Source organism: Embleya sp. NPDC127516 (assembly GCF_044765325.1).
Lineage (GTDB): Bacteria > Actinomycetota > Actinomycetes > Streptomycetales > Streptomycetaceae > Embleya.
The window spans coordinates 36310-60302 of record NZ_JBIWJT010000004.1; the positions used below are offsets into that span (position 1 = coordinate 36310).

A 23993-nucleotide genomic window follows, 5' to 3' on the forward strand; every position below is an offset into this window, starting at 1 on the left:
CGACCGACGCGGCGGATCCGAAGGCGGCGAATCCGGACACGGCGGATCCCGGCGGAATGCATCCGAGGGAAACGGTCCTGCGGGGAACGCATCCGAGTCGAACGGATCCGAGTCGAACAGCGTCCGGATCGCGGTCTCGGCGGGGCGTCCGTGCGGATACCCGCACGCCGAGTGCGGTCGAACCCGGGCTCCGGCGCGGTGCCCGAATCCGACCGGGCCGGTCTAAACCCAGCCCGCGTCCTGTGAGATCCGGATCGCGTCGATCCGGTTGCGCGCACCCGTCTTTCGGGTGATCGCGGACATGTAGTTGCGCACCGTGCCGATGCTCAGCCGCAAGTTGCGGGCGATCTCCGGGGCCGAGGCCCCTTCGGCGGCAAGTGAGAGTACGCGCAGCTCGCGCGGGGTCAGCGGCGCGGTCGCGGCCTGCAACAGGTCGAGCGCGAGCGAGCCGTCCACGTAGCGCCGACCGGCGGCCACCAGTCTTATCGCACGTGGTAGTTGCGGTGGTTGGGCGTCCTTGTCCACGAAGCCGAGGGCCTTGGCCTCGGCCGCCCGGCACAGACTGCCGGGCCGGGCGGTGGTGGCCAGGACCAGGAGCGCGCAGTCCGGGTCGACCGGCCGCATCGGTAACAGCGAGGCCCCCGGACAGTCCACGTCCACCACGCACACGTGCGGAAGTTGGGATCGCGCCCGTCGAGCGGCCCCGTCCCAACTCTCCGCCTCCACTTCGATGTCCTCCTCCCGATCGAGCAGCGCGGCGAGCGCCGAACGGATCAGCTCCGTGTCGTGCACCAATAGAACCCGGATCATGTTCGCCCCCCAGTCGACATCGACGTCCCGTGGTTGCCCGTCGAGCATCTCGATAGCTACCCCGCCCCACGGCACACACGACACCCGGTAACCGGTTGATTCGTTTGGGCGACAGTTTGCTGTACGGCTCGCGTTTCCTGTCCGACCACGATCGCTCGCGGCCGGTCTCGATCGTGACGCGGTGGCGATCGTGACCGGCGCCTCCCGGATGTCCTGGCGAGGGTCGGATGGGGAAATGAGGACACGCGCTAGGGTGTCGATTTGTGTCCGACCGTCGCATCACGATCATGGAAGCCGCCGCACGCGTCATCGCACGCCGGGGGGTACGAGGGCTGCGCGTCGAGGAGTTGGCGGCCGAAGCCGGCGTTTCGACGGGCCTGATCTACTACCACTTCAAGGACCGTACGGGAGTCCTGCGGGCCACCCTGGGCTTCATCAACGACCGCGCCGACCGGTACACGACCGAGCGGGAGCCGGGCGCGGCACCGATGCCGGCGCGCGCCGAGCTGAGCCACCGGCTGCTGCTGGAGTTGCAGGACGACCCGATCGTCCGGGAGAACAGCACCGCGTGGAACGAACTGTGCGCCAGTGCAGTGTTCGACGAATCCCTCCGGACCGACCTGGCGAACGCGACCGCGGAGTGGTCGGTCGAGATCGGCGACCTGATCGCCGAGGCCGTCCCGAGCGCGCCCCCGCGGGCGGCCCGGGCCGCCGCCGAGCGCCTGACCGCCCTCCTCGAAGGCCTCAGCGGCCGCTGGCTGGCCGGGATCCTCCCGATATCGCACGCCCGGGACCTCCTCACCGAGGCGATCGAGACGGAACTGAGCCGGCTCGAACGCTGACCCCGACCGGGAGATCGACCGGCCGGTGCCCACCGGCCACGATCGGCGCCCACAGGACCCGGTCGGCACGACCGTACGGGTCGCGGACGCGCGGGTCGGGACACTAGATGCCGGCTCCGCCCACATGCCTCACCGGGCCGGCGGCACGGCCGCCGCTGCCGCCGTCCGGCCGGCGCGCCCGGCTGCGGCGCCGGGCCCAGGTCGGTGTCCAGACCTGGGAGTCGAGGCGTTCGGGTTTCAGGCCGGCGAGGTACTCGCGGAGCGTGCTCAGCGCGGGGTGCGGGTTGTCGGCGCGGCAGACCAACGAGTGCGGATAGACCGGGATCGGATCGCGCAGCGGGATGAGCCGCAGATCGTGCCCGACGGGCCAGACCAGCGGCGTGCGCTCGCTGAGGAAGGTGGCCAGGGTCGAGGAGTCGGCGATCGTGTCGAGCAGCGCCTCGAGGCCGAAGTCGGGGCCGACCGTGTCGATGGTGAACCCGAACGCGGCGGCGAGTTCGTCGTAGTAGGCGGCCCACTCGGTGCCGCGGGTGTTGCTCGGCATCCAGATTCGGTGTCCGGCGAGCCGGCCGAGTTCGACCGCCGTCGCCGTGGCGAACTCGTGGTCGGGACCGGTGAACAGCCGCAGCGGCTCGTCCAGGACCGGGGTGGCCTCGACGCCGTCCGGCAGTTGTCGCCCGGGCATGGTGACCGCGCGGAAGGTCGCGTCGATGGCACCGGACCGCACGGCGTCGACGGCCGCGTCGGCACCGAACAGGGTCACCACGTCGAGCCCGATGTCCGGGTGCGCGCGGTGGAAGCCGCGCAGCAGACCGGCCGGCGCGGCCCGTCGGCCGACCACGTCCACCCGCAACATGCGCCGGCCCGGACGTACGGAGGCCGCGGCCCGCTCCTCGGCCAGGAGCAGGGCCCGCGCGTGCGGCAGGAACACCTGGCCGTCGATGGTCAATCGGGCCCCGCGCGCGGTGCGCACGAACAGCCGCACCCCGAGTTCCCGCTCCAGCGCGGCGATGCGCTTGGAGACGGCCTGCTGGGTGATCGACAGCCGGGCGGCGGCGGTCTGGAACTGCCCCGCGTCCACGGCGGCGACGAAGGTGCGCACGGCGATGGGGTCCACGCCGCACATCCTAGGGACACAACCAAGGGTTGTAGGCAATGGGCGAGATGGTTGTTTGATCCCCCTGCGCGATGCCCGATTGGATGTCTCCGGTCAACGCTCGGTTTCGCGGATGGCGCCCGCCCCCTCGCCCTCGGAGATGACTCACGCATGCCCGATTCCTTCGTCCACCTGCACAACCACACCGAGTACTCGATGCTGGACGGCGCACAGAAGCTGAAGCCGATGTTCGCCGAGGTGGCCCGGCAGCGGATGCCCGCGATCGCCATGAGCGACCACGGCAACATGTTCGGTGCCTACGAGTTCGCGCAGGTCGCGAAGGGCTTCGAGGGCGTCAAACCGATCATCGGCATCGAGGCGTACGTGGCGCCGTCCTCGCGGTTCTCCCGGAGGCAGGAGTTCTGGGGACCGGGCGGCCGACGCGCCGTGGGCAACGACGGCGAGGGTTCCAAGGACGTCTCCGGTGGCGGCCGGTTCACGCACATGACCATGTGGGCGCGCAACGTCCAGGGCCTGCGCAATCTGTTCCGGCTCAGCACCCAGGCCGGCTACCAGGGCCAGTTCCCGGCCGGCAAGCCGCGGATGGACCGGGAGTTGATCGCCGAACGGCCGGACGGCATCATCGCCACCACCGGCTGTCCGTCCGGCGAGGTCCAGACCCGACTGCGGCTGAACCAGTACGACGAGGCGAGGGCCGCCGCCGCGGCCTACCGGGACATCTTCGGCCGGGAGAACTACTTCCTGGAGTTGATGGACCACGGCCTGGCCATCGAGCGCGATGTCCGCGACGGCCTGCTGCGCCTGGCCCGGGAGTTGGACCTCCCGCTCCTGGCCACCAACGACGCGCACTACGTCACCGAGGACCAGGCCGACGCGCACGACAGCCTGCTGTGCATCGGTGTCGGCAAGAACAAGGACGATCCCCGGCGATTCCGCTTCGACGGCTCCGGCTACCACCTCAGGACCGCCGCCGAGATGCGCGCCCTGTTCGCGAAGCTGCCCCAGGCCTGCGACAACACCCTGCTGATCGCCGAGCGCGTCGAGTCCTACGAGGACGTCTTCGACTACGTCGACGAGATGCCGCACTTTCCGGACGTGCCGGCGGGCGAGAGCCAGGAGTCGTGGCTGCGCAAGGAGGTCCTGGCGGGCCTGACCCTGCGCTACGGCGACCCCGTCCCCGAGCATGTGCTGGACCGCTTCGAGACCGAGATGTCGGTCATCGGCCCGATGGGCTTCAGCTCGTACTTCCTGGTCGTGGCGGACATCTGCCGGCACGCCCGGGAGAACCGGATCCCGCTCGGTCCCGGACGCGGCTCGGCCACCGGCTCGATCGTGGCCTATGCCACGCGCATCACCGAGCTGTGCCCGCTGGAACACGGCCTGCTGTTCGAGCGGTTCCTCAACCCCGAGCGGATCAACCCGCCCGACGTGGACCTCGACTTCGACGACCGCCGGCGCGACCGCATGGTGCGCTACGTCACCGAGAAGTACGGCGACGAGTACACCGCCATGGTGAACACGTTCGGCCGGATCAAGGCCAAGAACGCGATCAAGGACTCCTCGCGCATCCTGGGTTATCCGTACGCGCACGGCGAGCGCATCACCAAGGCGCTTTCGCCGGACAACAACGGCAAGTCCGCTCCGCTGGCCGCCGTCTTCGACGCGGCGCACGAGCGGTACGCCGAGGCCGGCGAGCTGCGGCGGATGTACGAGGAAGAGCAGGACGTGCGGCGGGTGATCGACACCGCCCGCGGGGTGGAGGGTCTGATCCGCGGCACCGGAGTGCACGCCGCCGCGGTGATCCTGTCCAAGACCCGGCTCACCGACCGCATCCCGCTGCACATGCGCGCCTCGGACGGGGTGCGGATCACCGGGTTCGACTACCCCTCGTGTGAGGCGATGGGGCTGATCAAGATGGACTTCCTGGGATTGCGGAACCTGGGCGTGATCGACCAGGCCATCGAGAACGTCCGGGAGAACCGGGGCATCGCGCTGGCCACCGTGGACCCGATGGACGGCGACCCCGCGACCGTCGTGATCCCGTTGGACGACGCCAGGACGTACCGACTGCTCGCGGAGGGCAACACGTTCGGGGTCTTCCAGCTCGACGGCGGCGGCATGCGCGTGCTGCTCAGGCAGATGGAACCCACCCGGTTCGAGGACATCGCGGCGGTCAACGCCCTGTACCGGCCCGGCCCGATGGCGGCGAACGCGCACACCAACTACGCGCATCGCAAGACCGGTCGCCAGGCGATCACCCCGATCCACCCGGAACTGCGCGAGGCGCTGGAGCCGATCCTGGGGAACACCTTCCATCTGCTCGTCTACCAGGAGCAGATCATGGCCATCGCCCGGGAGTTGGCCGGCTACACGCTCGGCGGCGCCGACCTGCTGCGGCGCGCGATGGGCAAGAAGAAGCCGGAGGTGCTGGCCGCGGAGTGGGACAGGTTCCACGACGGGATGCGGGCCAACGGCTTCGGCGAGGAGGCGATCAAGGCGCTGTGGGACGTCATGCTGCCGTTCTCCGGGTACGCGTTCAACAAGTCGCACACCGCCGGCTACGGTCTCGTCTCGTACTGGACCGCCTACCTCAAGGCCAACCACCCGGCCGAGTACATGGCCGCGCTGCTCACCTCCGTCGGCGACGACAAGGACAAGGCGGCGGTCTACCTCGCCGATGCCCGCAAGAACGGCGTTCGCGTCCTGCAACCCGATGTCAACGAGTCCGTCGCGGAGTTCACCGCCGTCGGCGAGGACGTGCGGTTCGGGCTGCGGTCCGTGCGCAACGTGGGCGACAACGTCATCGAGGCCGTCGTGGACGCACGTCGGCGGAAGGGGAAGTTCGCCTCGTTCGCCGACTTCCTGGCCAAGGCCGACCTGCCCGCGCTCAACAAGCGGGCGGTGGAGTCGCTGATCAAGGCCGGCACCTTCGATTCGCTGGGTCATTCGCGCAAGGGCCTGACCGCCGTCCACGAGGAGGCGATCGACGCGATCATCCCGGTCAAGCGCGCGGCCGGGTTCGGGCAGGAGGATCTCTTCGCCGACCCGGGAGGGGACGCGAGCACGGGGCCGGCCTTCGGCCTCGACTTCCCCGTCGACGACGCGGAGTGGCCGCGCAGGCAACTGCTGGCCGGCGAACGCGAGATGTTGGGTCTGTACGTCTCCGCCCACCCGCTGGACGGCGCCGAACACATCCTCTCCGGCGCGCGTGACTGCTCGATCGCCGAACTGCTCGCCTCCGAGCGCACCACCGGGGAGGTACGGCTGTCCGGGCTGATCACCGGTGTCCAGCTCAAGATGACCAGACAGGGCAACGCGTGGGCCATCGCGAACCTCGCGGACCGGGACGCGACCGTCGAGGTCCTGTTCTTCCCGGCCGCCTATCGACTCGTGCAGCACACGCTGGTCGAGGACCACGTCGTCTCGGTCAAGGGCAGGGTCGAGGACCGGGAGGGGACCGTGAACGTCTTCGGCCGGGAGGTGACGGTGCTGGACGTGTCCTCCGCCGAGCACGGCGGGCGACCTCCCGTGCGGCTCGCGCTGCCCGAGCACCGGGTCACCGAGCACGCGGTGGCCGAGCTGAAGCGCATCCTCGCCGCCCATCCGGGCGACAGCCCGGTCCAGCTCACCGTGCGCGGCGTGCACAAGACCACCGTGTACGCCCTGGCGGCCACGGTGCACGCGGCGGGCATCGCCTCCGAGGTGAAGGCGACCTTCGGCGCCGAGGCGTGGGTGGGCAGCGCGTGAGGTGGGGCGTGGCGGCGTCGTTGACAATAGGCAGGCATTCACCTGCATAATTGGGCGTGAGCCTGGAAGGGAGAGCGATGGACTCGGTTTTCAAGGCGCTGGCCGACCCCACGCGGCGACTCCTGCTCGACCGCCTGCACGAGCACAACGGGCAGACTCTGCGCGAGTTGTGCGAGCGCCTGGACATGGCACGCCAGTCGGCGACGCAACATCTCGACATCCTCCAGCGGGCCAACCTCGTGACCGTCGTGCGACGCGGACGGGAACGGCTGCACTACCTCAATCCCGGGCCGATCCACGAGATCGAGGAGCGCTGGATCTCGGGGTTCGACAAGCCGCGCCTACAAACGATCAGTGCCATCAGGAATCGGGCAGAGGAGTACGCCATGACCGACGAATCCGCATCCGTGCCGACCTACGTCTACGTCACCTACATCCGCGCGAGCGCGGAGCAGGTGTGGCGGGCCCTGACCGACGCGGACCTGACGGCACGCTATTGGGGACACGCCAACGTCTCGGACTGGCAGCCGGGCTCGGGTTGGGAGCACCGACGCGTCGACGGGTCGGGTGCCGTCGACGCCGTCGGTCGCGTGCTGGCGACCGAGCCCCCGACGCGCCTGGTCGTCACCTTCGAGGACACCCCCGACGCCGAGGCGCCCAGGGAGCCGTCCGTGGTCACCTTCCTCGTCGAACCACACCACGACATCGTCCGACTCACCGTGACCCACGAGAACCTCCCCAACCTGGAGATGCTCGGCGGCATTTCCCGGGGGTGGCCGGCGGTGCTGGCGAACCTCAAGTCCCTGTTGGAGACCGGCGAGGTCCTTCCGCAGGCGCCGTGGGAGATGTCCCCCGCGCACGACTGAGCGGGCGGGCGTCGCCGCCCGTCCCGCAGTCGTTCCCGCCGTTCCCGGCCGGCGCTCCCCCTTCCGCGCAGGATCACAAAGAATGAGGACACAATGGACACCACCCCGCTTCGGGACGCCTACCGTGCGTTGCTGGACGCCGCCGCCACGGTGGCCGACTCCGGCGATCCGAGCCCGGTCCCACCGACGGGCGAGTGGAACGCGGACGAGATCCTCGCGCACATCGCCATCGTCGGCGCCGGCGCCATCGCGGCCGTCTCCTCCGTCGCCACCGGAACAATCGCGACGTACGACAACCGACTGGCGCACGACACCTGGACCCTCGACCGCGTCTTCACGCTCGCCGGGGGCAATACCGGGATCCGAGAACGCATCCGCGTCCAGGGCGAAGCCCTGTGCGCACTGAGCGGACCGACGTTGAGCGAGACCGAACTCGACACCCCGATGCCCACGGTGCTCCTGTCCCACGACGCGGCGCTGGTAGATCGGCCGGTACCGTTGCGCGACCTGTTGACCGGCCTCGCGGAAGCGGAACTCCCGGGCCACACGCGGCAACTCCTGGCCCTGCTGCCGGCGCGCGCCGCGCTGGAGGGCGGCGCCTGAGCCGGCGCCCTACCGTTCCCGGTCGACCGCGGGCTCTCGTACCCGCGCGAGGAACTCCTCGGCGGTGACCACGTCGGCGGTGGACTGGGCCAGGACCACCAGGGCGGTGCGGTGGACCTCCACGCGGTGACATAGCGTCACTTAACGCACGCCACGATGGCTCCATACCACCGGGTTGCACAGATCCGTCCGCGCGCACCGGCCGCGGCGGCTCAGCGGGCGCTGAGGGTGTCGTCCACCCATTCGCTGGCCAGTACCTCGTCCAGAACCAGTGCCCCGGCGCCCAGCATGCACGCGTCTCGGCCGGTCACGGCGGTGGCGATCTCCAGGTCGCGGGTGGCCAGCGGCAGGCAGCGTTCGTAGATGGCTCCGCGGACGGCGGCGACGAACGGTTCGGCCGCCGACAGGCCGCCGCCCAGGACCAGTACGTCGGGGTTGAAGAAGTTCACCAGCGGGGTCAGCACCTGACCGGCCAGGCGGCCGGCGTTGCGCACCAGTGTGGTCACCTCCGGGACGCCGTCGTTGACCAGTTCGACGAGTTGCCGCGACGAGGAGACCTCGATCCCCTGCGCGCGCAGCGTCCGCCGCAGCGCCGCGCCGCTCGCGTGCGCCTCCAGGCAGTCGGAGTGGCCGCACGAGCAGGTGACCGGTTCGGGGACGTGCACCGGGACGTGGCTGATGTCGCCGGCCGCGCCCCGCCCCCGGTGCAGCTTCCCGGACGCGATGATGCCGCAGCCGATCCCGGTGCCGGCCTTGACCGCCATCAGGTTGTCCCGGTCCGGCCAGCCGTAGCGGTGTTCGCCCACCGCCATCAGATTGGCGTCGTTCTCCACCACCACGCGTACGCCCAGCAATTCGCTCATCCGGCGGCCGATCGGGTACTCGTTCCAGCCCGGCATCCGCGAGGGTGCGACCACCTTGGCGGCGCCCGGGTCGACCGGACCGGGCATGCCGATGCCGACCCCGAGCAGCGGCAGTCGCTCGACCGTCGCCTGACGGAGCGTCACCCGGATGTGCTCCAGCAGGCGTTCGCTCACCCGCTCGGGACCCTCGGCGATGTCGCCCGGGAGTTCGTGTTCCAAAAGCACACGGCCGGCCAGGTCCAGCACCGCCATCCGCACGTGGTGGGTACCCACGTCGACGGCCACCACCACGCCCGCGTTCTCGTGCAGCCGTAGTTGCCGGGGACGACGGCCGCCCCGCGAGGCGCCCTCGCCGTCCTCGCGCAGCAGGCCCGCGTCGATGAGTTCCTCCACGCGCAGCGAGACGCTCGACGGGGCCATGCCGCTCAATCGGGCGAGTTCCGCCCGGGATCGACCGTGCCCCTTGGCCACCAGTCGCACCAGGTCACCCGCGCTTCCAGCCAACGTCCCACTCCCGTTCGAGGCACACCTGCTGCGGTACGGCTGTGACAGGAATAGCACACCAGGTAATAACCAGCAAGGCATTGACTTCCTTCGAATTTCGCTTCTACTGTCACACGAAACTTCGATTCCGAACAAAGATGGAGCGTTGATGAAGTCCGCGTCGCCTTCTTCCGCCGTACTGACGCCCATGGTCGAGGCACGCGCCATCAACAAGTCGTTCGGCGCGGTCCGCGTGCTGACCGATGTGGACCTGACCGTCGCCGCCGGCGAGGTGGTCGTGCTGATCGGCCCCTCCGGCGCGGGCAAGTCGACGCTGTGCCGCTGTCTGAACCGGCTGGAAAACGTCGATTCGGGCGTGGTTCTACTGGATGGGGAGGAACTGCCCGCCGAGGGTCGGGCATTGGCCCGGCTGCGCACCGAAGTGGGCATGGTCTTCCAGCAGTTCAACCTGTTCGCGCACAAGACCGTGCTGCAGAACGTCACGCTCGGGCCGACCCGGGTCAAGGGGCTGTCCGCGAGCGACGCGGACCGGCAGGCCCGGGCGCTGTTGGACCGGGTCGGCATCGCCGACAAGGCGGACCACTACCCGGCGCAGCTGTCCGGCGGCCAACAGCAGCGCGCGGCCATCGCCCGGGCGTTGGCCATGCAACCCAAGGTGATGTTGTTCGACGAGCCGACCAGCGCGCTGGACCCGGAGATGGTCAACGAGGTCCTGGACGTGATGGTCGACCTGGCCCGCGAGGGGATGACCATGGTCGTGGTCACGCACGAGATGGGCTTCGCCCGCCGGGCCGCCGACCGGGTGGTCTTCATGGCGGACGGCCGAATCGTCGAGGTCGGCACGCCGGAGACCTTCTTCACCACCCCGACCACCGAACGCGCCCGGGACTTCCTGTCCAAGGTGCTCAACCACTGACCGCCCCGGCCGCCGCGCCACCGCCCGCCGGCCAGTCCGCAGCCCCGGTTCCCGGGTCACCGCGCCGGCACCGACCCCGGCCCATCGCGGCACCGCACCGCCGAGCGTCGGGGCCACCGCTCCGCTCCCCGGCCCCGAACGCCCTCGTCCCCCACACCCACCTGCGAAGGAAGGCCCCCCGATGTCCGGCTTCCCCCTGAGTCGCCTGCGCACCGCCGCGTCCCCGCGTCGCCTGCGCACCGCCGCCCCGGCGGTCCTCGCGGCACTGTCCCTGACCGCGCTGGCCGCCTGTTCCGGCGGCTCCTCCTCGGACGTCCCCGGCGGCGCCAAGCCCGCCGGCGAGGACGTCGCCAAGCAGGCCGACGTCGCGCCGGACACCGCGATCCTGCCCGGCTCCACGATGGCCAAGATCAAGGAGCGCGGCTACCTGATCGTCGGCGGCTCCCAGGACGCCCCGCTGTGGTCGCAGCTCAACCCGATATCCGGCAAGACCGACGGGTTCGACGCCGAGATGGGCCGGCTGCTCGCGAAGTACATCATCGGCAAGCCCGAGGTGAAGATCGTCAGTTCGGCCACCGAGACCCGTGAGGCGCTGCTCCAGAACGGCACCGTCGACGTGGTCTTCCAGACCTATACGATCACCCCCAAGCGGGCCGAACAGGTCGCGTTCGCGGGCCCGTACTACTCGTCGGGCCAGGCCATCCTGGTCAAGAAGGGCACCGGCGGCATCAAGCTGCCCGCCGACCTGAACGGCAAGACCGTCATCGCCGGCGCCAACACCCCCGCGATCGCCGCGATCAAGCAGGTCGCGCCGGACGCGAAGGTGGTCACCTTCGGCAGCGACCCCGAGTGCGTCACGGCGCTGCGCCAGGGCCGCGGCGACGCGTACGTCCAGGACCAGGCGCTCCTGGTCGCGGACGTGAAGCAGAACCCCGACACCACGGTGGTGGGCGAGCCGTTCACGGCCGATCCGTACGGCATCGGGCTCAAGCACGACGACGCCGCGTTCAAGACGTTCGTCAACGACTGGCTGCGCAAGATCGGCCAGAACGGCGCGTGGCAGACGGTCTGGAAGCAGACCCTCGGCACGGTCGTCGAGGGCAACCCGCCGACGCCGCCCGCGATCGGCGGCGTCCCCGGCTCCTGATCCCCCGGGTCGGGAGGGCGGCACGCCACGCCCTCCCGGCCCGGGCCGCCCCGGGCCGGATCCCCTGCCGGCCCGGGCATCCGGCCCCAAGCCGCCGGCCGGCGCCCCGAAGCGGTCTTCCCGCGCGGCGGGACCCGCCCGCGCCCTCTCTCCGCCCTCTCCCGAAAGGCCATCGCCGATGGATGTCGTGCTGCGACATCTCTCCGCCTTCACCGACGGCATCACCACCACGCTCGAACTCACCGCGTTGTCCTTCGCCGGCGCCCTGGTGATCGGCATCGTGGTGGCCGCCATGCGGGTGTCCCCCGTCGCCGCCCTGCGCGGAGTGGGCACCGTGTACGTGGAGACCTTCCAGAACACCCCGCTGCTGGTCCTGCTCGTCCTGTTCGTCTTCGGCCTGCCCGAAGTCGGGGTGATCTTCCCGCTGTTCACCACCGCGGTGATCGTGATCGCGCTCTACGAGGCGGCCTACATCGCCGAGGCCGTGCGTTCGGGGATCAACACCGTGTCCATCGGCCAGGCCGAGGCGGCGCGGGCGCTGGGACTGACCTTCGGCCAGTCGCTGCGCCTGGTGATCCTGCCGCAGGCGCTGCGCGGCGTGGTCCAGCCGATCGGCAACATCTTCATCGCGCTGACCATGAACACCTCGTTGGCGGCGGCGGTCGGGGTGGTCGAGCTGACCTCCGCCGCCAACCGGGTCAACCTGCTGGAGGCCCAGCCCATCCCGGTGTTCGTGGGTGCGGGTCTGGGCTACATGGTCATCTGCGCCGCGGCGGGTCTGCTCACCGGCGTCATCGAGCGGAAGGTGGCGATCGTGCGATGAGCGCGTCCCGAGTGCTGTTCGACGAGCCCGGCCCGATCGCGCGACGCCGGATGCGGATCGCCGGCATCGTGGTCGCCGTCGCGGTGGCCGCGCTGTTGGCCCTGGCCGTACGGCGGTTCGCCGACCACGGTCAGCTGGACGCGGACAAGTGGCGGCCGTACACCACGTGGCCGATGTGGCGCTACCTCCTGGAGGGCCTGTGGGCCACGCTGCGCGCCGCGGCGGTCGCCACCGCGCTGTCCGTGGCCGGTGGCATCGTGCTGGCCCTGGGCCGGCTGTCCCGGCGGCGCGCGCTGCGGTGGCCGGCCACCGTGTACATCGAGGTGATGCGCACGGTTCCGGTGCTGCTGCTGGTGTATCTGGTCCTGTTCGGGCTGCCGCACTACGGCGTGGACCTGCCGCTGTTCTGGAAGCTGGTGCTGCCGCTGTCGGTGTCCGCGGCGGCGATCTTCGCGGAGATCTTCCGGGCCGGGATCCTGTCCCTGGACCGGGGGCAACGCGAGGCGGGCCTGGCCGTCGGGCTGACCGACACACAGACGATGCGGCTGATCGTGCTGCCGCAGGCGGTACGCCGGTTGTTGCCGTCCCTGGTCAGCCAGTCGGTCGGCCTGCTCAAGGACACCTCGCTCGGCTTCATCGTCAGCTACTCCGAACTGCTGTACAGCGGGCGGGTGTTGGCCAGCTACAACCGGTTGTTGATCCAGACCTACATCATCATCGCGCTCGTCTACATCGTGCTCAACGCGTCGTTGTCCAAGCTGGCCCGCACGCTGGAGGCCCGGCAGGGCTTCCGACCGGCGGGTCGCCGGAGCCTGCGCACGCTGGTGCGCGCTCGTGCGCGCTCGGACGCGCGGCTGTGACGACCGTGCCGGTGGTGACCGCCGCGACGACGAGCCCTCGAACACCCGCGACACCCCCGTCACCGGCGGCCACTCGGTCGCAGGCCCCGCAGGACCCGATCCGCCAGGAGGACACCGTGCGCCCCGAACCCAGCCCGCGTTACGCCGAGTTGGCCGAGGTGGTCCGCTCCGGCTTCGTGGAGAGCCGGCACTTCGGCAGTCTGGTCGCGCTGGCCCCGGACGGGCGGCCCGCGATCGAGGTGGGCGACCCGAACGACCCGGTGATCCCGCGCTCTTCGGCCAAACCGTTCCAGGCGCTGGCCTGCCTGCGCGCGGGCGCGCCGCTGCACGGGGCGCACGTGGCGATCGCGGCGGGCAGCCACACCGGGCAGGACTTCCACGTCCACGCGGTGCACGAGATCCTGACGGCGGCCGGCCTGACCGCGGACGCGCTGCGGTGTCCGCCGAGCCGCCCGGAGGACGAGGCGGCGTACCGGGCGATGATCGGGCGCGGTGAGGGGGACTCGCGCGAGCGGATGAACTGCTCCGGCAAACACGCCGCGATGCTGGCCGCGTGTGTCGCGGCCGGTTGGCCCACCGACGGCTACCTCGATCCGGCGCACCCGTTGCAGCGGCTGGTCCGCGAGGGCATCGAGGAACTGTCCGGCGAACCGGTCGCGCACACCGCCGTGGACGGCTGCGGCGCACCGGTGTTCGCGATGACGCTGACCGGACTGGCCCGAGGCGCACGCGCGTTGGCCGTCGCGACGAGCGGGCCCGAGCGTACGGTCGCCGAGGCGATGCGTGCGCACCCGGAATTCGTGGGCGGGGAAGGGCAGGCCAACACCGAGGTGATGCGGCTGCTGCCCGGCGCGCTGGTCAAGGGCGGCGCCGAGGGCGTGTTCGTGGCCGCGACGACGGCCGGGCACGCGGTCGCGGTCAAGGTGATCGACGGCAGCCCGCGGGCCACCACCGCTCTCGCGCTGGCGGCACTGCGCGCGCTGGGCGTGGACACGGAGGCGGCGCGCGAGTGGGCTTCCGTACCGGTGCTCGGCGGCGGTCTGCCGGTCGGCGAGGTCCGGGTGACGGCCGACCTCCCGAACTAGGCCCTGCCCGGCGGCCTCCCGACGCGGTCGCCTCGCCGGGCCGTCCGGGTCCGGCCCGCCCCCAAGCTCTCCCGTACATCCGTTGGCTCCCCCTACTCCCGTTGTCCTCCAGGAGACTCACGACATGATCGTCACCGCCGGTCCCACCCCCGCCCTGACCTACGAGATCTGCATCGACGACGTTCCCGGCGCGCTCGCCGCCGAGCGCGTGGGCGCGCACCGCGTCGAGCTGTGCGCGGACCTGTTCGAGGGCGGCATCACGCCGAGTCTCGGCCTGATCGAGACCACCCTGGCCGCCGTCGAGGCCATCCGGGTCCATGTCATCGTGCGTCCGCGCGGCGGCGACTTCGTCTACGACGAGTACGAGGTCGCCGCGATGCGCCGGGACGTCGAGGCGATCCGGGCGGCCGGTGCGCACGGGGTGGTCATCGGCGCGCTGACCCCGGACGGCGAGTTGGACCGGCCGGCGATCGAAGAGCTGATGGCCGCCGCCGGCGACCGTTCGGTGACCTTCCACCGCGCCTTCGACATGACCCGCGACCCGCACGCCGCGCTGGAGGAGTTGATCGAGCTCGGCGTCGACCGGGTGCTCACCTCCGGTCAGGACAGCAGCGTGCTCGAAGGGGCACCGCTGATCGCCCGGCTGGTCGAACAGGCCGCGGGCCGGATCGTGATCATGCCGGGCGGCGGGATCACCGCCCGCAACATCGACCGCGTCCTGGCCGCCACCGGCGCGCGCGAGGTGCACTTCGCGGCGGGTGCGGTGCTGGAGAGCACGGCGACCCACCGCAACCCGTACCCGTACATGGGCGGTGCGCTGCGCCAACCGGAATACTCCCGCCGGGTGACCTCGGCGGAGGGGATCCGCGACGTGGTCGAGGCCGCCCGCAAGCGCTGATCGACGGCCCCGTCGACCGGGTCGGGAAATTCGGGGGATTCGTCGGCCGGGCACCGATGAGTTTGTGGTGCGGGACAGGTCGGTACTGGTGAACACAATCCCAGCACCCAGTACCGGAGGTCGCGATGACCGGCAAGGCCCTCACCACCTGCTTGTGGTTCGACGGACAGGCCGAGGAGGCCGCGAACCACTACCTGACCATCTTCGAGGACAGCAAGCTGGGCCGGATCGCCCGCTACAACGAGGCCGGCCCGGGTCCGGCCGGCTCGGTGATCACCGTGGAGTTCGAGATCAACGGGCAGCAGTTCGTCGGCCTCAACGGCGGACCCCAGTTCACCTTCGACGAGGCCATCTCGTTCCAGGTGCCCTGTGCCGACCAGGAAGAGGTCGACTACTACTGGGACAAGCTCTCCGAGGGCGGCCAGGAGGGCCCCTGCGGGTGGGTCAAGGACAAGTACGGCGTCTCCTGGCAGGTCGTCCCCACCGAATTGATCGACATGCTCACCGACGGGGATCAGAAGAAGGCGGCCCGTGCCACCGCGGTCATGCTCAAGATGGGCAAGCTCGACATCGCCGCCCTGCGCAAGGCGTACGACGGCGAGTGACCACGACGCCCGTTCGCCGACCGGATCGTGCGCCGTGAACGGCGTCGCCCCGGTCGGCCGTGCGCAGCGGAGGCAAGGGTTCCGGCAAGGCACGGGAAAGTGCCGGCGGAGGGCTGTCGGGACGGGGCGGGCGTCGCTAGCATGCCGGGATTCCGCTACTCCGTGACGTCGCCCGGCCACGAACGGTCGAACATCGATACCACACCCGGTATCGGGAACGTCTCGGGCGGGCGCGGCACGGTCCGATCGTCCCGGAGGCGTTGGTCATGCCGCACCGCTCGCCCGTCCCCGCGAGGCCCGTTCTCCTTCCGCCGGACCCGCTCGGGTCGGGATCCTCGGTGCCGGACAGGTTCTCGTCCGGCCCTTTCGCACCCGCCTTCGCCCCGGCCGGCCTCGGCGCCTCGGCCGCCTGCGCGTTCGATCGGGGATCCCGCGCCGCCGCGCCGATCGTCGAGGTTCTGCCGCATCCGTTGCTGCGGCCCGGTGTGCGGTTCTACCGGGGTTTGCGGGTCGCGTTCGATCGGCCGCGACGGCGGCTGGAGTTGCCGGTGGGCTTCGCCACGTTGGTGCTCGGGTTCGATCAGCGGATCCGGGTCGGGCCGGTGGCCGCGGATGCCGCGTCGAGCCGGGCCGGCACGTTCACATCGTTGTTCGCGGGCATCCGGACCAAGGCGGTGATCGGCGAGCATCGGGGGTTCGTGCACGGCATCGAGGTGGTGATGCATCCGTGGGCGGCGTACGCGATGTTCGGGGTATCGATGCACGAGTTGGCCGAAAATCTGGTCGATCCGAGTGAGTTCGCCGACGCGCGGATCCGCCGACTGACCGAACGGCTCGCCGAACTGCCCGACTGGCCCGCCCGGTTCGCGCTGCTGGACGCCACCCTGCTGCGCTGGCAGGCGAGTGGTCCCGGGCCCGCGCCCCGGGTACTGCGTGCCTGGGAGTTGTTGTCCGTGTCGGCGGGTCGGTTGTCGATCGGTGGCCTGGCTGCGGAACTGGGTTGGAGTGAGCGGCAGTTGGAGCGCAGGTTTCGGGAGCAGTTGGGTCTGAGGCCCAAGGCCGTGGCCCGGGTGCTGCGGTTGCAGGACGCGCTGCGCATGGTGATGGCGGGGCGGCCGTTGGCCGAGGTCGCCACCCGCACCGGGTTCTACGACCAGTCTCACCTCAACCGCGAGGTCAGGGCCGCCACCGGGCTCACTCCCGGCGGCTTCCTCGCCCACGCACCGCACACGTCGGCCCGACCCACGCGCCTCGACGGCACGGTCACCACGGTGTTGCTGCCGCCTCCCCGGCCGTGAGGCGGAACGCGGGGCGGGCCTCCCCCATCGGGCCCGCCCCGCGTAATGCCCGTGCCCGACCGGGGCACCGGTCGGGCCGCCCGACCTCGGGGGGTGAGGCTCCGTGCGGGGCGTGACCAGGCTGCCGGGCCGGCTACGGGCGGGTATTGGAGAAAACCGACGTACCCGGGTCGCCGGGCCGAGCCGCCGGCGTGCCGGTCGTCGCGTGCCACCAGGCGGCGGCCCGATCGACCGCGAGTCGGTCCGCCCAGACGTCCTCGGGGTCGTCGGGCATCAGCAGTTCGGGAATCGTCAACCGCTGCTCGGGCTCCACTTCCCGCGACAACTCCCGCGCCGCGTCCGCGATCTCGCCCGGATCCGTCCCGGACCACTCGGCCAGACCCGCGTCCACGCCCTGGCCCCTCCGGACCAAATACGTGTCGTAGGGGTCGAATCCCGCCGTCAGGACGGCCGCCCGGGCCGATGACATCCCGGTCGCGGCGGCGAACGCGGCGACCGAACGGTGTGGCCACCGCGCCGTTCCCCGGTCGTGATGCAGGCGCAACAGCGCGGCGATCCGGGCCATGCCGCCCCAGCCGGCGCAGACCCGCTCGGTGACGATCGCCCCGAACGGCGCCGCGCCGAACCGGCCGTCGGGTTCGTACTCCAGCACCGAAACGATCTTGCCGCGCGGCGCACGCGAACGCTGGAGCACGATCGCGCAACCGCGTACGGTGCGGCACACGGTGTCCTGCTCGGGTGGGTACCCGGAGTCCACCTCGACCTCCAGCACCCGCCAGCGACCGCCGGGGTCCCCCAGTTCCGGTACCGCCCAGATCCGCAGGTGGTCGCGGGCGAGTTCGCGTTGGTGCTCGAGGCTCCCGGAGCCGGGGATCAGCGCGAGCCGCAACGCCCGATTGCCGAGCCGGCCCAACGTCCTCTCCCAGCCCAGGGCGTCGACCAGGTGCACCGTCTGCGGCGGCACGTCGACGGTCGGGTCGGCGCACACGGTCGCGACCCGAACGACGCGCTCGAACATGTCCTGCATCGAGGTGTAGTACCGCGCCCGCAGGTCGCCCGCGTCGGCCCGCGGATGGGGCCGGGGCTCGGTACGCAACACCACGGCGGTCGAAGCGGCGTCCCCGGCCGCGGGCCGGTCCAGGTGACGCGCCGCCAGTTCGCGGCATTCGACGGCGGTCCAGACCGTACCGGCGATGCCTTCGAGCAGGCGGTCCGCGCGGATCCCCGGGAGCAGCGGGTCCAGTACTTCGCGCAGCGCCCGATAGGCGTCGGCCACCTCGCGGGACGGGGAGCCGACCTCGATCCGGCGGCCGATCTCGGTGAGTCGGGCGCCGAGTTCGCGGTCCACGGCGGCCAGGATGCGGTCGGCCAGGGCCCGGTCGGCGGCCCGCAGGACCCGCGAGCCGGCCTTGTCGCGGGGGACGAGGTCCGCCCACAGGTGCGCGGGCGGCACGAGTTCGCTACCGGCCGCCCAGCGGTGCCTGCGCCGACCCACGCTGTGCGACCCGGACGAGCCGTGCGGCCGGGATGGGCCCTGGTACCACCGGGCGGTGATCACCCCGTCGGCGTCCGCCAGTTCCCACCACCCGGCCACGGTCCGGCGCAGTGCCCGGACCCGCTCGCCACCGACCGGGACGAAGGTCGAGCAATCGGCCGGCCGGGGTTCCTTCGGGCCGATCCGGACCGCGGTGAGCAGGCCGGCCTCGAAGCGGTGGCGGTGCGTGGCGACGACGGAGGAGCCCCCGGTCTTGGGGAGCCGGACGCGCAGCGGGCCGGCCACCCGGCGTCGGGCGTCGAAGACCAGAGCGCGCATGCCACCGATCACCGCGAACCCGGCGCGTGCGTCGGCGTTCTCCCCGTCCACGAGATCCACGGGGTGGACGTCGTCACCGGAGTCGAACCCGGTGAAGCGGTCGAGCGCCCGGTGTCCCAGTTCGTCGACGAGTCCGGCGCGCCAGGTGCGCGCGAGCAGCGCGGCCGGGTCGGTGCCCAGCAACTCGCCGACCGGCGGGCCCGCCGCCGGGTGCGCGTCGACCAGCCGGGCCGGACCCAACAGGTCCAGGTAGTACACCGCCTCGTGCAGCGCGGGCAGGCTGCCGGCCCGGACCGCGGCGACCCAGGTGTGCAGGGCTTCGAGCAGCACGTCCAGCAGGCCGGGCGAGGCCAGGGCCGCGTCGACGGCCTCGGGGCGGGTGCGCAGCAGCGCGAAGACCGGGCAACCCAGCGCGAGCAGGTCGGCCCGCCGATCCAGGACCGCGTCCCGCAGCAGCGGCCGAAATCTCGGGTCGGCGCACACGGCGGCGAGTCCGCCCCGACGCTTGCGCAGGTCCAACCACGGCGCGAGACGAAGCGCGACGTCGGCCGGCGGGTCGGCCACCGGCACACCGGCGTCGAGCGCGGCGTCCAGCAGATCCAGGTCCACGTCCCGGTCCGGCAAGGTGCCCCGGCGCTTGACCTCGACCGCCGCCAGGACGTCGGCGACCTCGCCGGCCGCGCGCAGTCGCCCGGCCAACTCGCGCAGGGCCTCCCGATCCCGCCCGGTGATCCGACGCCCTGTCAGCTTCCCCAACAGTTCCCGCAGTTCCTCACCGGCCGGGCACCGGTCCGGCGCGCCCGGCGCACCCGTGTCCTTGTCGTCCATGGCCGTCCCCCGTCGTTCGTTTCGATGCGATCGCGTCCCGGTTCCGCGTCCCGGTGCCGCGTCCCCGAGCCGCGGTCACGTTTGTACCAGCACGGTCCGCCGGCCGTCGGGCTCGAACCCGGCCCGCCGGAGGCCGAGAGCCTGCTCGACGGCCTGGGCATCGGCCTGCTCCCGGACCTGCGCGGCCCGATCGAGGGCACCGCCCGCCCGTGGCCCGAACTGCCCTCGGGCGTGTGCGTGCACCCGCTGCCCGTCACCCCGGCGCCGAGCACCGGCGCGACGGCCTGCCCGGAACCCTTCGGTGCGGTCGAATTCGGCCGCTGGTATGCCGAGTCGGCCGTGCATTACGCCGACCTCCCGGCCGAGGCCGTGCACCTCCCGGCCGCCCCGAGTTGCCCGCCCCACGCTGATCCACTGCACCGCCGGCAGGGACCGCACCGGCATCGTGATCGCCGCCGTGCTCGAACTCCGGGGCGCGACCGCAGAATCGATCACCGGTCGGCGCGACCGCCGAATCGATCACCGCCGACTACACCCGCGCCGAGGACGCGCTGCCCGCGCTCCGGGCCGGCAACGGCATCGCCGTTCCCGGCCTCGACCACGCCGCGATGCCCGCGGTCATCCAGCGTGCGCCGGCTGCCGCCATGCGCACGTGCCCGAGCGAACCGGGCACCACTCGGGGTGGTTTCACCAGCCTGCTCGCCGCGTTCGGGCGTCACGGTCGAGCACATCGCGGCCGTGCGCGAGCGGCTGCGCGTCGACTCGTCCGGTCACCGAACCCATCCCGCCCACCGCGCCACCGCGCCACCGCGCCACCGGGCGCCCTCGCCGTCGAGGGCGCCCTTTCGCGTGCCCGGCGCCGGGATCAATCGTGGTCTGCGGGGTCCGCGGCGGTGCCGGCGGTGCCGGCGGTCGCGGTGGCGTACGCCGCCGGGTCGGCGGCCAGGTCGCGGATCAGGGTGAGGGCGTAGGACTCGATGGCGGTGACCAAATCGACCTCGGTGGGGTCGAGCAGCCATTGCAGTTGCAGGCCGTCCATCGTGGCGAGCAGCTCGGCGGCCTTGTGCGCCGGGTCGATCTCGGCGCGGATCTCGCCGGTGGCCTGGGCATCGGTGATGATCCGCGCGACCAGTGCGCGCAGTCGCCGATAGCGCTGCACGAAGTAGTCGTGGGCGGGATCCTCCGGGTCCAGGTTCTCCATGGTCAGCACCGCCAACAGGCGCGCGAGACCCGGTTCGCGCCGATTGCGATGCGCGGAGGCGGGCAGCTCCCGGATCGCCCGCAGGCCACCGACGGCCACCGACTCCTGGGCGAACTCGATGCTCTGCGCGCCGCGGCGCTCGATCACCGCCTGCAACAGGCCCTCCTTGCTGCCGAAGTAGTACAGCAGGGCGGGCTGGGTGATCCCGGCGCGGGCCGCGACCTCGGCCAGCCCGGTGCCGCGAAAGCCGCTGCGGGCGAAGAGTTCGCTCGCGATGGTCACCAGTTCCTCGCGCCGGCGCGCGCCGCGCTCGCTTCGCCCCGGGCCGCGGCGGGGCTGGGGGCTCTGCCGGGACGGCTTCCCGCGACCCTCGTCATCTCCGCGTGTTCTCTCAGTCACGGTGAGCACCCTAGCATTTTTATCTAGTGGTTAGTAAAAAACGGGGTTAGGGTGTGGTCCGCCGAGCGGCGGTCCGGGGGTCCCCGCCGTTCGGGATCCGGGAGTCCCGCGTGCGATGCCGGGAACCGAGGGTCGAGAAATCGGGAGGACACGCGCGATGCGAGACACGTTCGCGAACCGTCGTTGGCAGGGCCAGTGGCTCTGGACGGAGCACGGCGCGGTGGGGGCGCCACCACCCGAGAACCCGATGAACGGATCCCTCGACCCCGAGCGATTCGACCGCCGGGTGTTGTTCCGGCGCACCTTCGAACTGACCGAGATTCCCCGGCTCGCGCCGTTCCGGATCAGTTCCGACTCCCGGCACGTGCTCTACGTCAACGGCGTCGAACTGACCCGGGGCCCGATCCGGCACGGCGCGCGGCGGCTGTACTACGACGTCGGCGACGCGGCGGCGGCACTGCGCCCCGGGCGCAACGTGATCGCGGTCCTGGTCCGGTTCTACGGCCACCGCACCGCGTGGTGGGCGCCCTCCCCGACCACCTACACTCTCGGCGGCGGCGCGCTGGTCGCCGAGTTCGGCGTCGGCACGGACACCTGGATCGCCACCGACACGTCCTGGCGCTGCCTCGAATCGCACGCCTGGACACCGTGCGCGCCGCAGTCCACCGTCTCCCCACAGATCCCCGAGATCCTGGACGGCCGACGGCTCGACCCGGCCTGGAAGGGCGCCGAGTTCGACGACGAACACTGGCCCGCGGCAACGGTGTTGCCCGCCTCGCACGTGGGCAGCGCGGGCGCCACCCGGCCGCCCGCCGAGCCGTACGGCGCACTGCTGCCCAACCCGCTGTCCAAGCCCGGCGGTTCGATCCGCGAGCCCGCCTCCTTCGTTACCGCCACACCGACCGCGACCGCGCGTCCGCAGGGCCCGCTCGGCTTCACGGACATACACGCCGCCCTGGCCGAGGCACTCGCCGAGATCCGCCCCGAGGCCCGGCCCGACCGCCTGCCCGACGCGGGCGACGCACCCGCGCCCCCGTCGTTGGCGCTGGCGGCCGGATACCGGTTGGTGGTCGCCGACTTCGGCATGATGGTCAGCGGCACGCTGCGGATCGACCTCGAAGCAGCCCCGGACACCCTGCTGTTCGGCGCGCTCACCGAGTCGCCGACCCTGGCCGCGCTCGCCGGCGCGGCGCTGTTCGCCTACACCGCTCGCGGCGGCGACGGCGAGCGGTTCGAACTCGGAGATCCGGCGGGTGGACGGTACATCGTGCTCGTCGTCTGCGGCACCGGCCCGACCCGGATCGCGCCGACCGTTGCCGAGCGGCTGCGCCCGCGCCCACCGGGCCCGTACTTCGCCTGCTCGGACCCGCTGTTGGAGGAGATCCACCGGGTGGGTCTGCGCACCGTGGACCTGACCGCGCACGACGCCTACATCGACTGCCCCAGTCGCGAACAGCGGGCCTGGACCGGCGACGCGGTCGTGCACCAGTCGGTCGACCTGGTCAACAACGCCGACTGGAGCCTGGCCCGGCATCAGCCGCTGCTCACCGCGACCCCGCGGGTGGACGGCCTGCTGCCGATGGCGGTCGCGGGCGACGCCGGCGATCCGGACCTGGTCACCATTCCGGACTGGTCGCTGCACTGGGTGCGTTCAGTGCACAACCTCTACCGCTACACCGGCGACCGGGCGCTGGTCGCCCGGCTGTTGCCCACCGCGGAGGCGGTGCTCGACTGGTTCACCGCCTTCCTCGGCCCGGACGGCCTGGCCCGGGACGTCACCGGATGGGTCCTGATCGACTGGTCGCCCGTACAGGTCGAGGGGACCAGCGCGGCACTGAACGCGCTGTGGGCGCGCGCCCTGGGCGACTTCGCCGAGATGGCCGACTGGCTCGGCGACGCCAACCGGGCCGCGTGGGCCCGCGGTCTGCACGACGCGGTGCGCGCCGGCTTCGAGATCTTCTGGGATCACCAACGCGGCGGCTATCGCGATCACGCGGTCCGGGACGTGGTGCGGCCCGCGATGAGCGAGCACACCACCGCCGCGGCCGTCTGCGCGGGCCTGGTCCCGGCCGAACGCGCGGACCGGGTACGGGATTTCCTGCTCGACCGCGAGGCGATGTTCACCCTCGCCCCGGTCGCCGCGCACGGTGGCGACGCGGACGGCGCACCGACCGGACACGAGGTCGCGCTCTTCGTGCCGCCCGCGGTGACCTGGGACGTCAGCGGTCGGGTCGTCGGCGCCCAGCCCTTCTTCCGTTACGTCGTGCACGACGCGCTGGCCCTGCTCGGCGCCGCCGACACGCTCACCGGGCTGTACCGCGACTGGGAGCGCCTGCTGGCCACCGGTCCCACCGCGTGGCGGGAGACCTGGGAGGGCGGCACCTACTGCCACGGCTGGTCCTCCACGCCCAGCCGCGACCTGCTGGTGTACACGCTCGGCGTCACCCCGGCCGAACCCGGCTACGCCAAGGTCCGCGTCGCCCCGCGACCGGGCGGGCTGGACTGGGTCGAGGGCGTGGTACCCACCCCGCACGGGCCGGTCCACGTCCGCGTCGAGGGCACCCGCGTACACGTGCGATCCCCGGCCCCCGTCGTGCTCGTGGCCCGGGACGGCAGCGTCGCCGAGCATCCCGCGGGCACGTTCGACGCGCTCCTGGAGGCCCCCCGGCCGAGCGCCCGGCCCGGGGCATGAATCGCGGTCGGCCATGACCACCGCCACCCCGCACACCCCGCCCGGACTGGTCAAGCCCTGCCCTGCCAAGCCCTGA

Annotated in this window: 18 protein-coding genes and 1 pseudogene; 14 read left to right on the top strand and 5 right to left on the bottom strand. The window is 71.8% G+C overall.

Features of this window, described 5'->3' with window-relative positions; all coding sequences use genetic code 11:
- Positions 1–222: 222 nt before the first annotated feature.
- Positions 223–810 carry a LuxR C-terminal-related transcriptional regulator gene (locus ACIRL2_RS08070; RefSeq protein WP_395858607.1) on the bottom strand — a complete coding sequence of 196 codons (588 nt, stop codon included), beginning with the start codon at positions 808–810 and terminating at the stop codon, positions 223–225.
- A 263-nt stretch (positions 811–1073) separates the two neighbouring features.
- Here ACIRL2_RS08070 and ACIRL2_RS08075 point away from each other — a divergent pair, with 263 nt between their 5' ends.
- On the top strand, positions 1074–1652 hold the full coding sequence (locus ACIRL2_RS08075) for a TetR/AcrR family transcriptional regulator (RefSeq protein WP_402230924.1): 579 nt from the start codon (positions 1074–1076) through the stop codon (positions 1650–1652).
- 103 nt (positions 1653–1755) lie between these two features.
- Here the strand turns inward: ACIRL2_RS08075 and ACIRL2_RS08080 are convergent, their stop codons facing one another.
- Positions 1756–2769, bottom strand: a complete 1014-nt coding sequence (locus tag ACIRL2_RS08080; RefSeq protein WP_395858609.1) for a LysR family transcriptional regulator — start codon at positions 2767–2769, stop codon at positions 1756–1758.
- A 150-nt stretch (positions 2770–2919) separates the two neighbouring features.
- Here ACIRL2_RS08080 and dnaE point away from each other — a divergent pair, with 150 nt between their 5' ends.
- The 3 genes from dnaE to ACIRL2_RS08095 all read left to right on the top strand — a co-directional run bounded on the left by dnaE (position 2920) and on the right by ACIRL2_RS08095 (position 7985).
- Entirely contained in the window at positions 2920–6516 is a 3597-nt protein-coding gene (dnaE, locus tag ACIRL2_RS08085; RefSeq protein WP_402230926.1) for a DNA polymerase III subunit alpha, read from the top strand.
- 77 nt (positions 6517–6593) lie between these two features.
- On the top strand, positions 6594–7382 hold the full coding sequence (locus ACIRL2_RS08090) for an ArsR/SmtB family transcription factor (protein ID WP_402230929.1): 789 nt from the start codon (positions 6594–6596) through the stop codon (positions 7380–7382).
- A gap of 93 nt (positions 7383–7475) precedes the next feature.
- Complete coding sequence (locus tag ACIRL2_RS08095; protein WP_395858612.1) at positions 7476–7985, top strand: hypothetical protein; 510 nt, start codon at positions 7476–7478, stop codon at positions 7983–7985.
- 212 nt (positions 7986–8197) lie between these two features.
- On the opposite strand, the gene ACIRL2_RS08100 is transcribed toward ACIRL2_RS08095, so the two are convergent.
- On the bottom strand, positions 8198–9352 hold the full coding sequence (locus ACIRL2_RS08100; RefSeq protein WP_395858614.1) for an ROK family protein: 1155 nt from the start codon (positions 9350–9352) through the stop codon (positions 8198–8200).
- Between the two features lie 148 nt (positions 9353–9500).
- On the opposite strand from ACIRL2_RS08100, the gene ACIRL2_RS08105 reads away from it, so the two are divergent.
- The 8 genes from ACIRL2_RS08105 (at position 9501) to ACIRL2_RS08140 (ending at position 16984) form a co-directional block, all read left to right on the top strand.
- On the top strand, positions 9501–10268 hold the full coding sequence (locus ACIRL2_RS08105) for an amino acid ABC transporter ATP-binding protein (RefSeq protein WP_395858615.1): 768 nt from the start codon (positions 9501–9503) through the stop codon (positions 10266–10268).
- Positions 10269–10449: 181 nt separating this feature from the next.
- On the top strand, positions 10450–11415 hold the full coding sequence (locus ACIRL2_RS08110; RefSeq protein ID WP_331770681.1) for a glutamate ABC transporter substrate-binding protein: 966 nt from the start codon (positions 10450–10452) through the stop codon (positions 11413–11415).
- Between the two features lie 178 nt (positions 11416–11593).
- A complete protein-coding gene (locus ACIRL2_RS08115) occupies positions 11594–12238 on the top strand; it encodes an amino acid ABC transporter permease (protein WP_331770682.1) in 645 nt (214 codons plus the stop codon).
- The gene (locus ACIRL2_RS08120; protein WP_395858617.1) at positions 12235–13098 is read left to right on the top strand and encodes an amino acid ABC transporter permease; all 864 of its coding nucleotides are present in this window, start codon (positions 12235–12237) and stop codon (positions 13096–13098) included. The genes ACIRL2_RS08115 and ACIRL2_RS08120 overlap by 4 nt, the downstream gene beginning before the upstream one ends.
- A 116-nt stretch (positions 13099–13214) precedes the next feature.
- Entirely contained in the window at positions 13215–14183 is a 969-nt protein-coding gene (locus tag ACIRL2_RS08125; RefSeq protein WP_395858618.1) for an asparaginase, read from the top strand.
- Between the two features lie 124 nt (positions 14184–14307).
- Positions 14308–15081, top strand: coding sequence for a copper homeostasis protein CutC (locus ACIRL2_RS08130; RefSeq protein WP_395858619.1), 774 nt, complete (start codon positions 14308–14310; stop codon positions 15079–15081).
- Positions 15082–15206: 125 nt separating this feature from the next.
- Positions 15207–15686, top strand: a complete 480-nt coding sequence (locus ACIRL2_RS08135; protein ID WP_395858620.1) for a VOC family protein — start codon at positions 15207–15209, stop codon at positions 15684–15686.
- 338 nt (positions 15687–16024) lie between these two features.
- Entirely contained in the window at positions 16025–16984 is a 960-nt protein-coding gene (locus tag ACIRL2_RS08140; RefSeq protein ID WP_402230934.1) for a helix-turn-helix domain-containing protein, read from the top strand.
- Positions 16985–17117: 133 nt separating this feature from the next.
- Here ACIRL2_RS08140 and ACIRL2_RS08145 read toward each other — a convergent pair whose 3' ends face one another.
- Positions 17118–19625, bottom strand: a complete 2508-nt coding sequence (locus tag ACIRL2_RS08145; protein WP_402230937.1) for a hypothetical protein — start codon at positions 19623–19625, stop codon at positions 17118–17120.
- Between the two features lie 325 nt (positions 19626–19950).
- On the opposite strand from ACIRL2_RS08145, the pseudogene ACIRL2_RS08150 reads away from it, so the two are divergent.
- Positions 19951–20106, top strand: a pseudogene (locus ACIRL2_RS08150) (tyrosine-protein phosphatase); the annotation flags it as partial.
- 384 nt (positions 20107–20490) lie between these two features.
- Here the strand turns inward: ACIRL2_RS08150 and ACIRL2_RS08155 are convergent.
- Complete coding sequence (locus ACIRL2_RS08155) at positions 20491–21225, bottom strand: TetR/AcrR family transcriptional regulator (RefSeq protein ID WP_402230939.1); 735 nt, start codon at positions 21223–21225, stop codon at positions 20491–20493.
- A gap of 157 nt (positions 21226–21382) precedes the next feature.
- Here ACIRL2_RS08155 and ACIRL2_RS08160 point away from each other — a divergent pair, with 157 nt between their 5' ends.
- Positions 21383–23917: an alpha-L-rhamnosidase C-terminal domain-containing protein gene (locus ACIRL2_RS08160; RefSeq protein WP_402230942.1), complete on the top strand. Its 2535-nt coding sequence runs from the start codon at positions 21383–21385 to the stop codon at positions 23915–23917.
- The last annotated feature ends 76 nt before the right edge of the window (positions 23918–23993 follow it).

Excerpts from the sequence above, each read along its gene's own strand:
- ACIRL2_RS08070 (WP_395858607.1), bottom strand. The coding sequence starts at position 810 with ATGATCCGGGTTCTATTGGTGCACGACACGGAGCTGATCCGTTCGGCG.
- dnaE (WP_402230926.1), top strand. The coding sequence starts at position 2,920 with ATGCCCGATTCCTTCGTCCACCTGCACAACCACACCGAGTACTCGATG.
- ACIRL2_RS08090 (WP_402230929.1), top strand. The coding sequence starts at position 6,594 with ATGGACTCGGTTTTCAAGGCGCTGGCCGACCCCACGCGGCGACTCCTG.
- ACIRL2_RS08095 (WP_395858612.1), top strand. The coding sequence starts at position 7,476 with ATGGACACCACCCCGCTTCGGGACGCCTACCGTGCGTTGCTGGACGCC.
- ACIRL2_RS08105 (WP_395858615.1), top strand. The coding sequence starts at position 9,501 with ATGAAGTCCGCGTCGCCTTCTTCCGCCGTACTGACGCCCATGGTCGAG.
- ACIRL2_RS08110 (WP_331770681.1), top strand. The coding sequence starts at position 10,450 with ATGTCCGGCTTCCCCCTGAGTCGCCTGCGCACCGCCGCGTCCCCGCGT.
- ACIRL2_RS08115 (WP_331770682.1), top strand. The coding sequence starts at position 11,594 with ATGGATGTCGTGCTGCGACATCTCTCCGCCTTCACCGACGGCATCACC.
- ACIRL2_RS08120 (WP_395858617.1), top strand. The coding sequence starts at position 12,235 with ATGAGCGCGTCCCGAGTGCTGTTCGACGAGCCCGGCCCGATCGCGCGA.
- ACIRL2_RS08130 (WP_395858619.1), top strand. The coding sequence starts at position 14,308 with ATGATCGTCACCGCCGGTCCCACCCCCGCCCTGACCTACGAGATCTGC.
- ACIRL2_RS08135 (WP_395858620.1), top strand. The coding sequence starts at position 15,207 with ATGACCGGCAAGGCCCTCACCACCTGCTTGTGGTTCGACGGACAGGCC.
- ACIRL2_RS08145 (WP_402230937.1), bottom strand. The coding sequence starts at position 19,625 with ATGGACGACAAGGACACGGGTGCGCCGGGCGCGCCGGACCGGTGCCCG.
- ACIRL2_RS08160 (WP_402230942.1), top strand. The coding sequence starts at position 21,383 with ATGCGAGACACGTTCGCGAACCGTCGTTGGCAGGGCCAGTGGCTCTGG.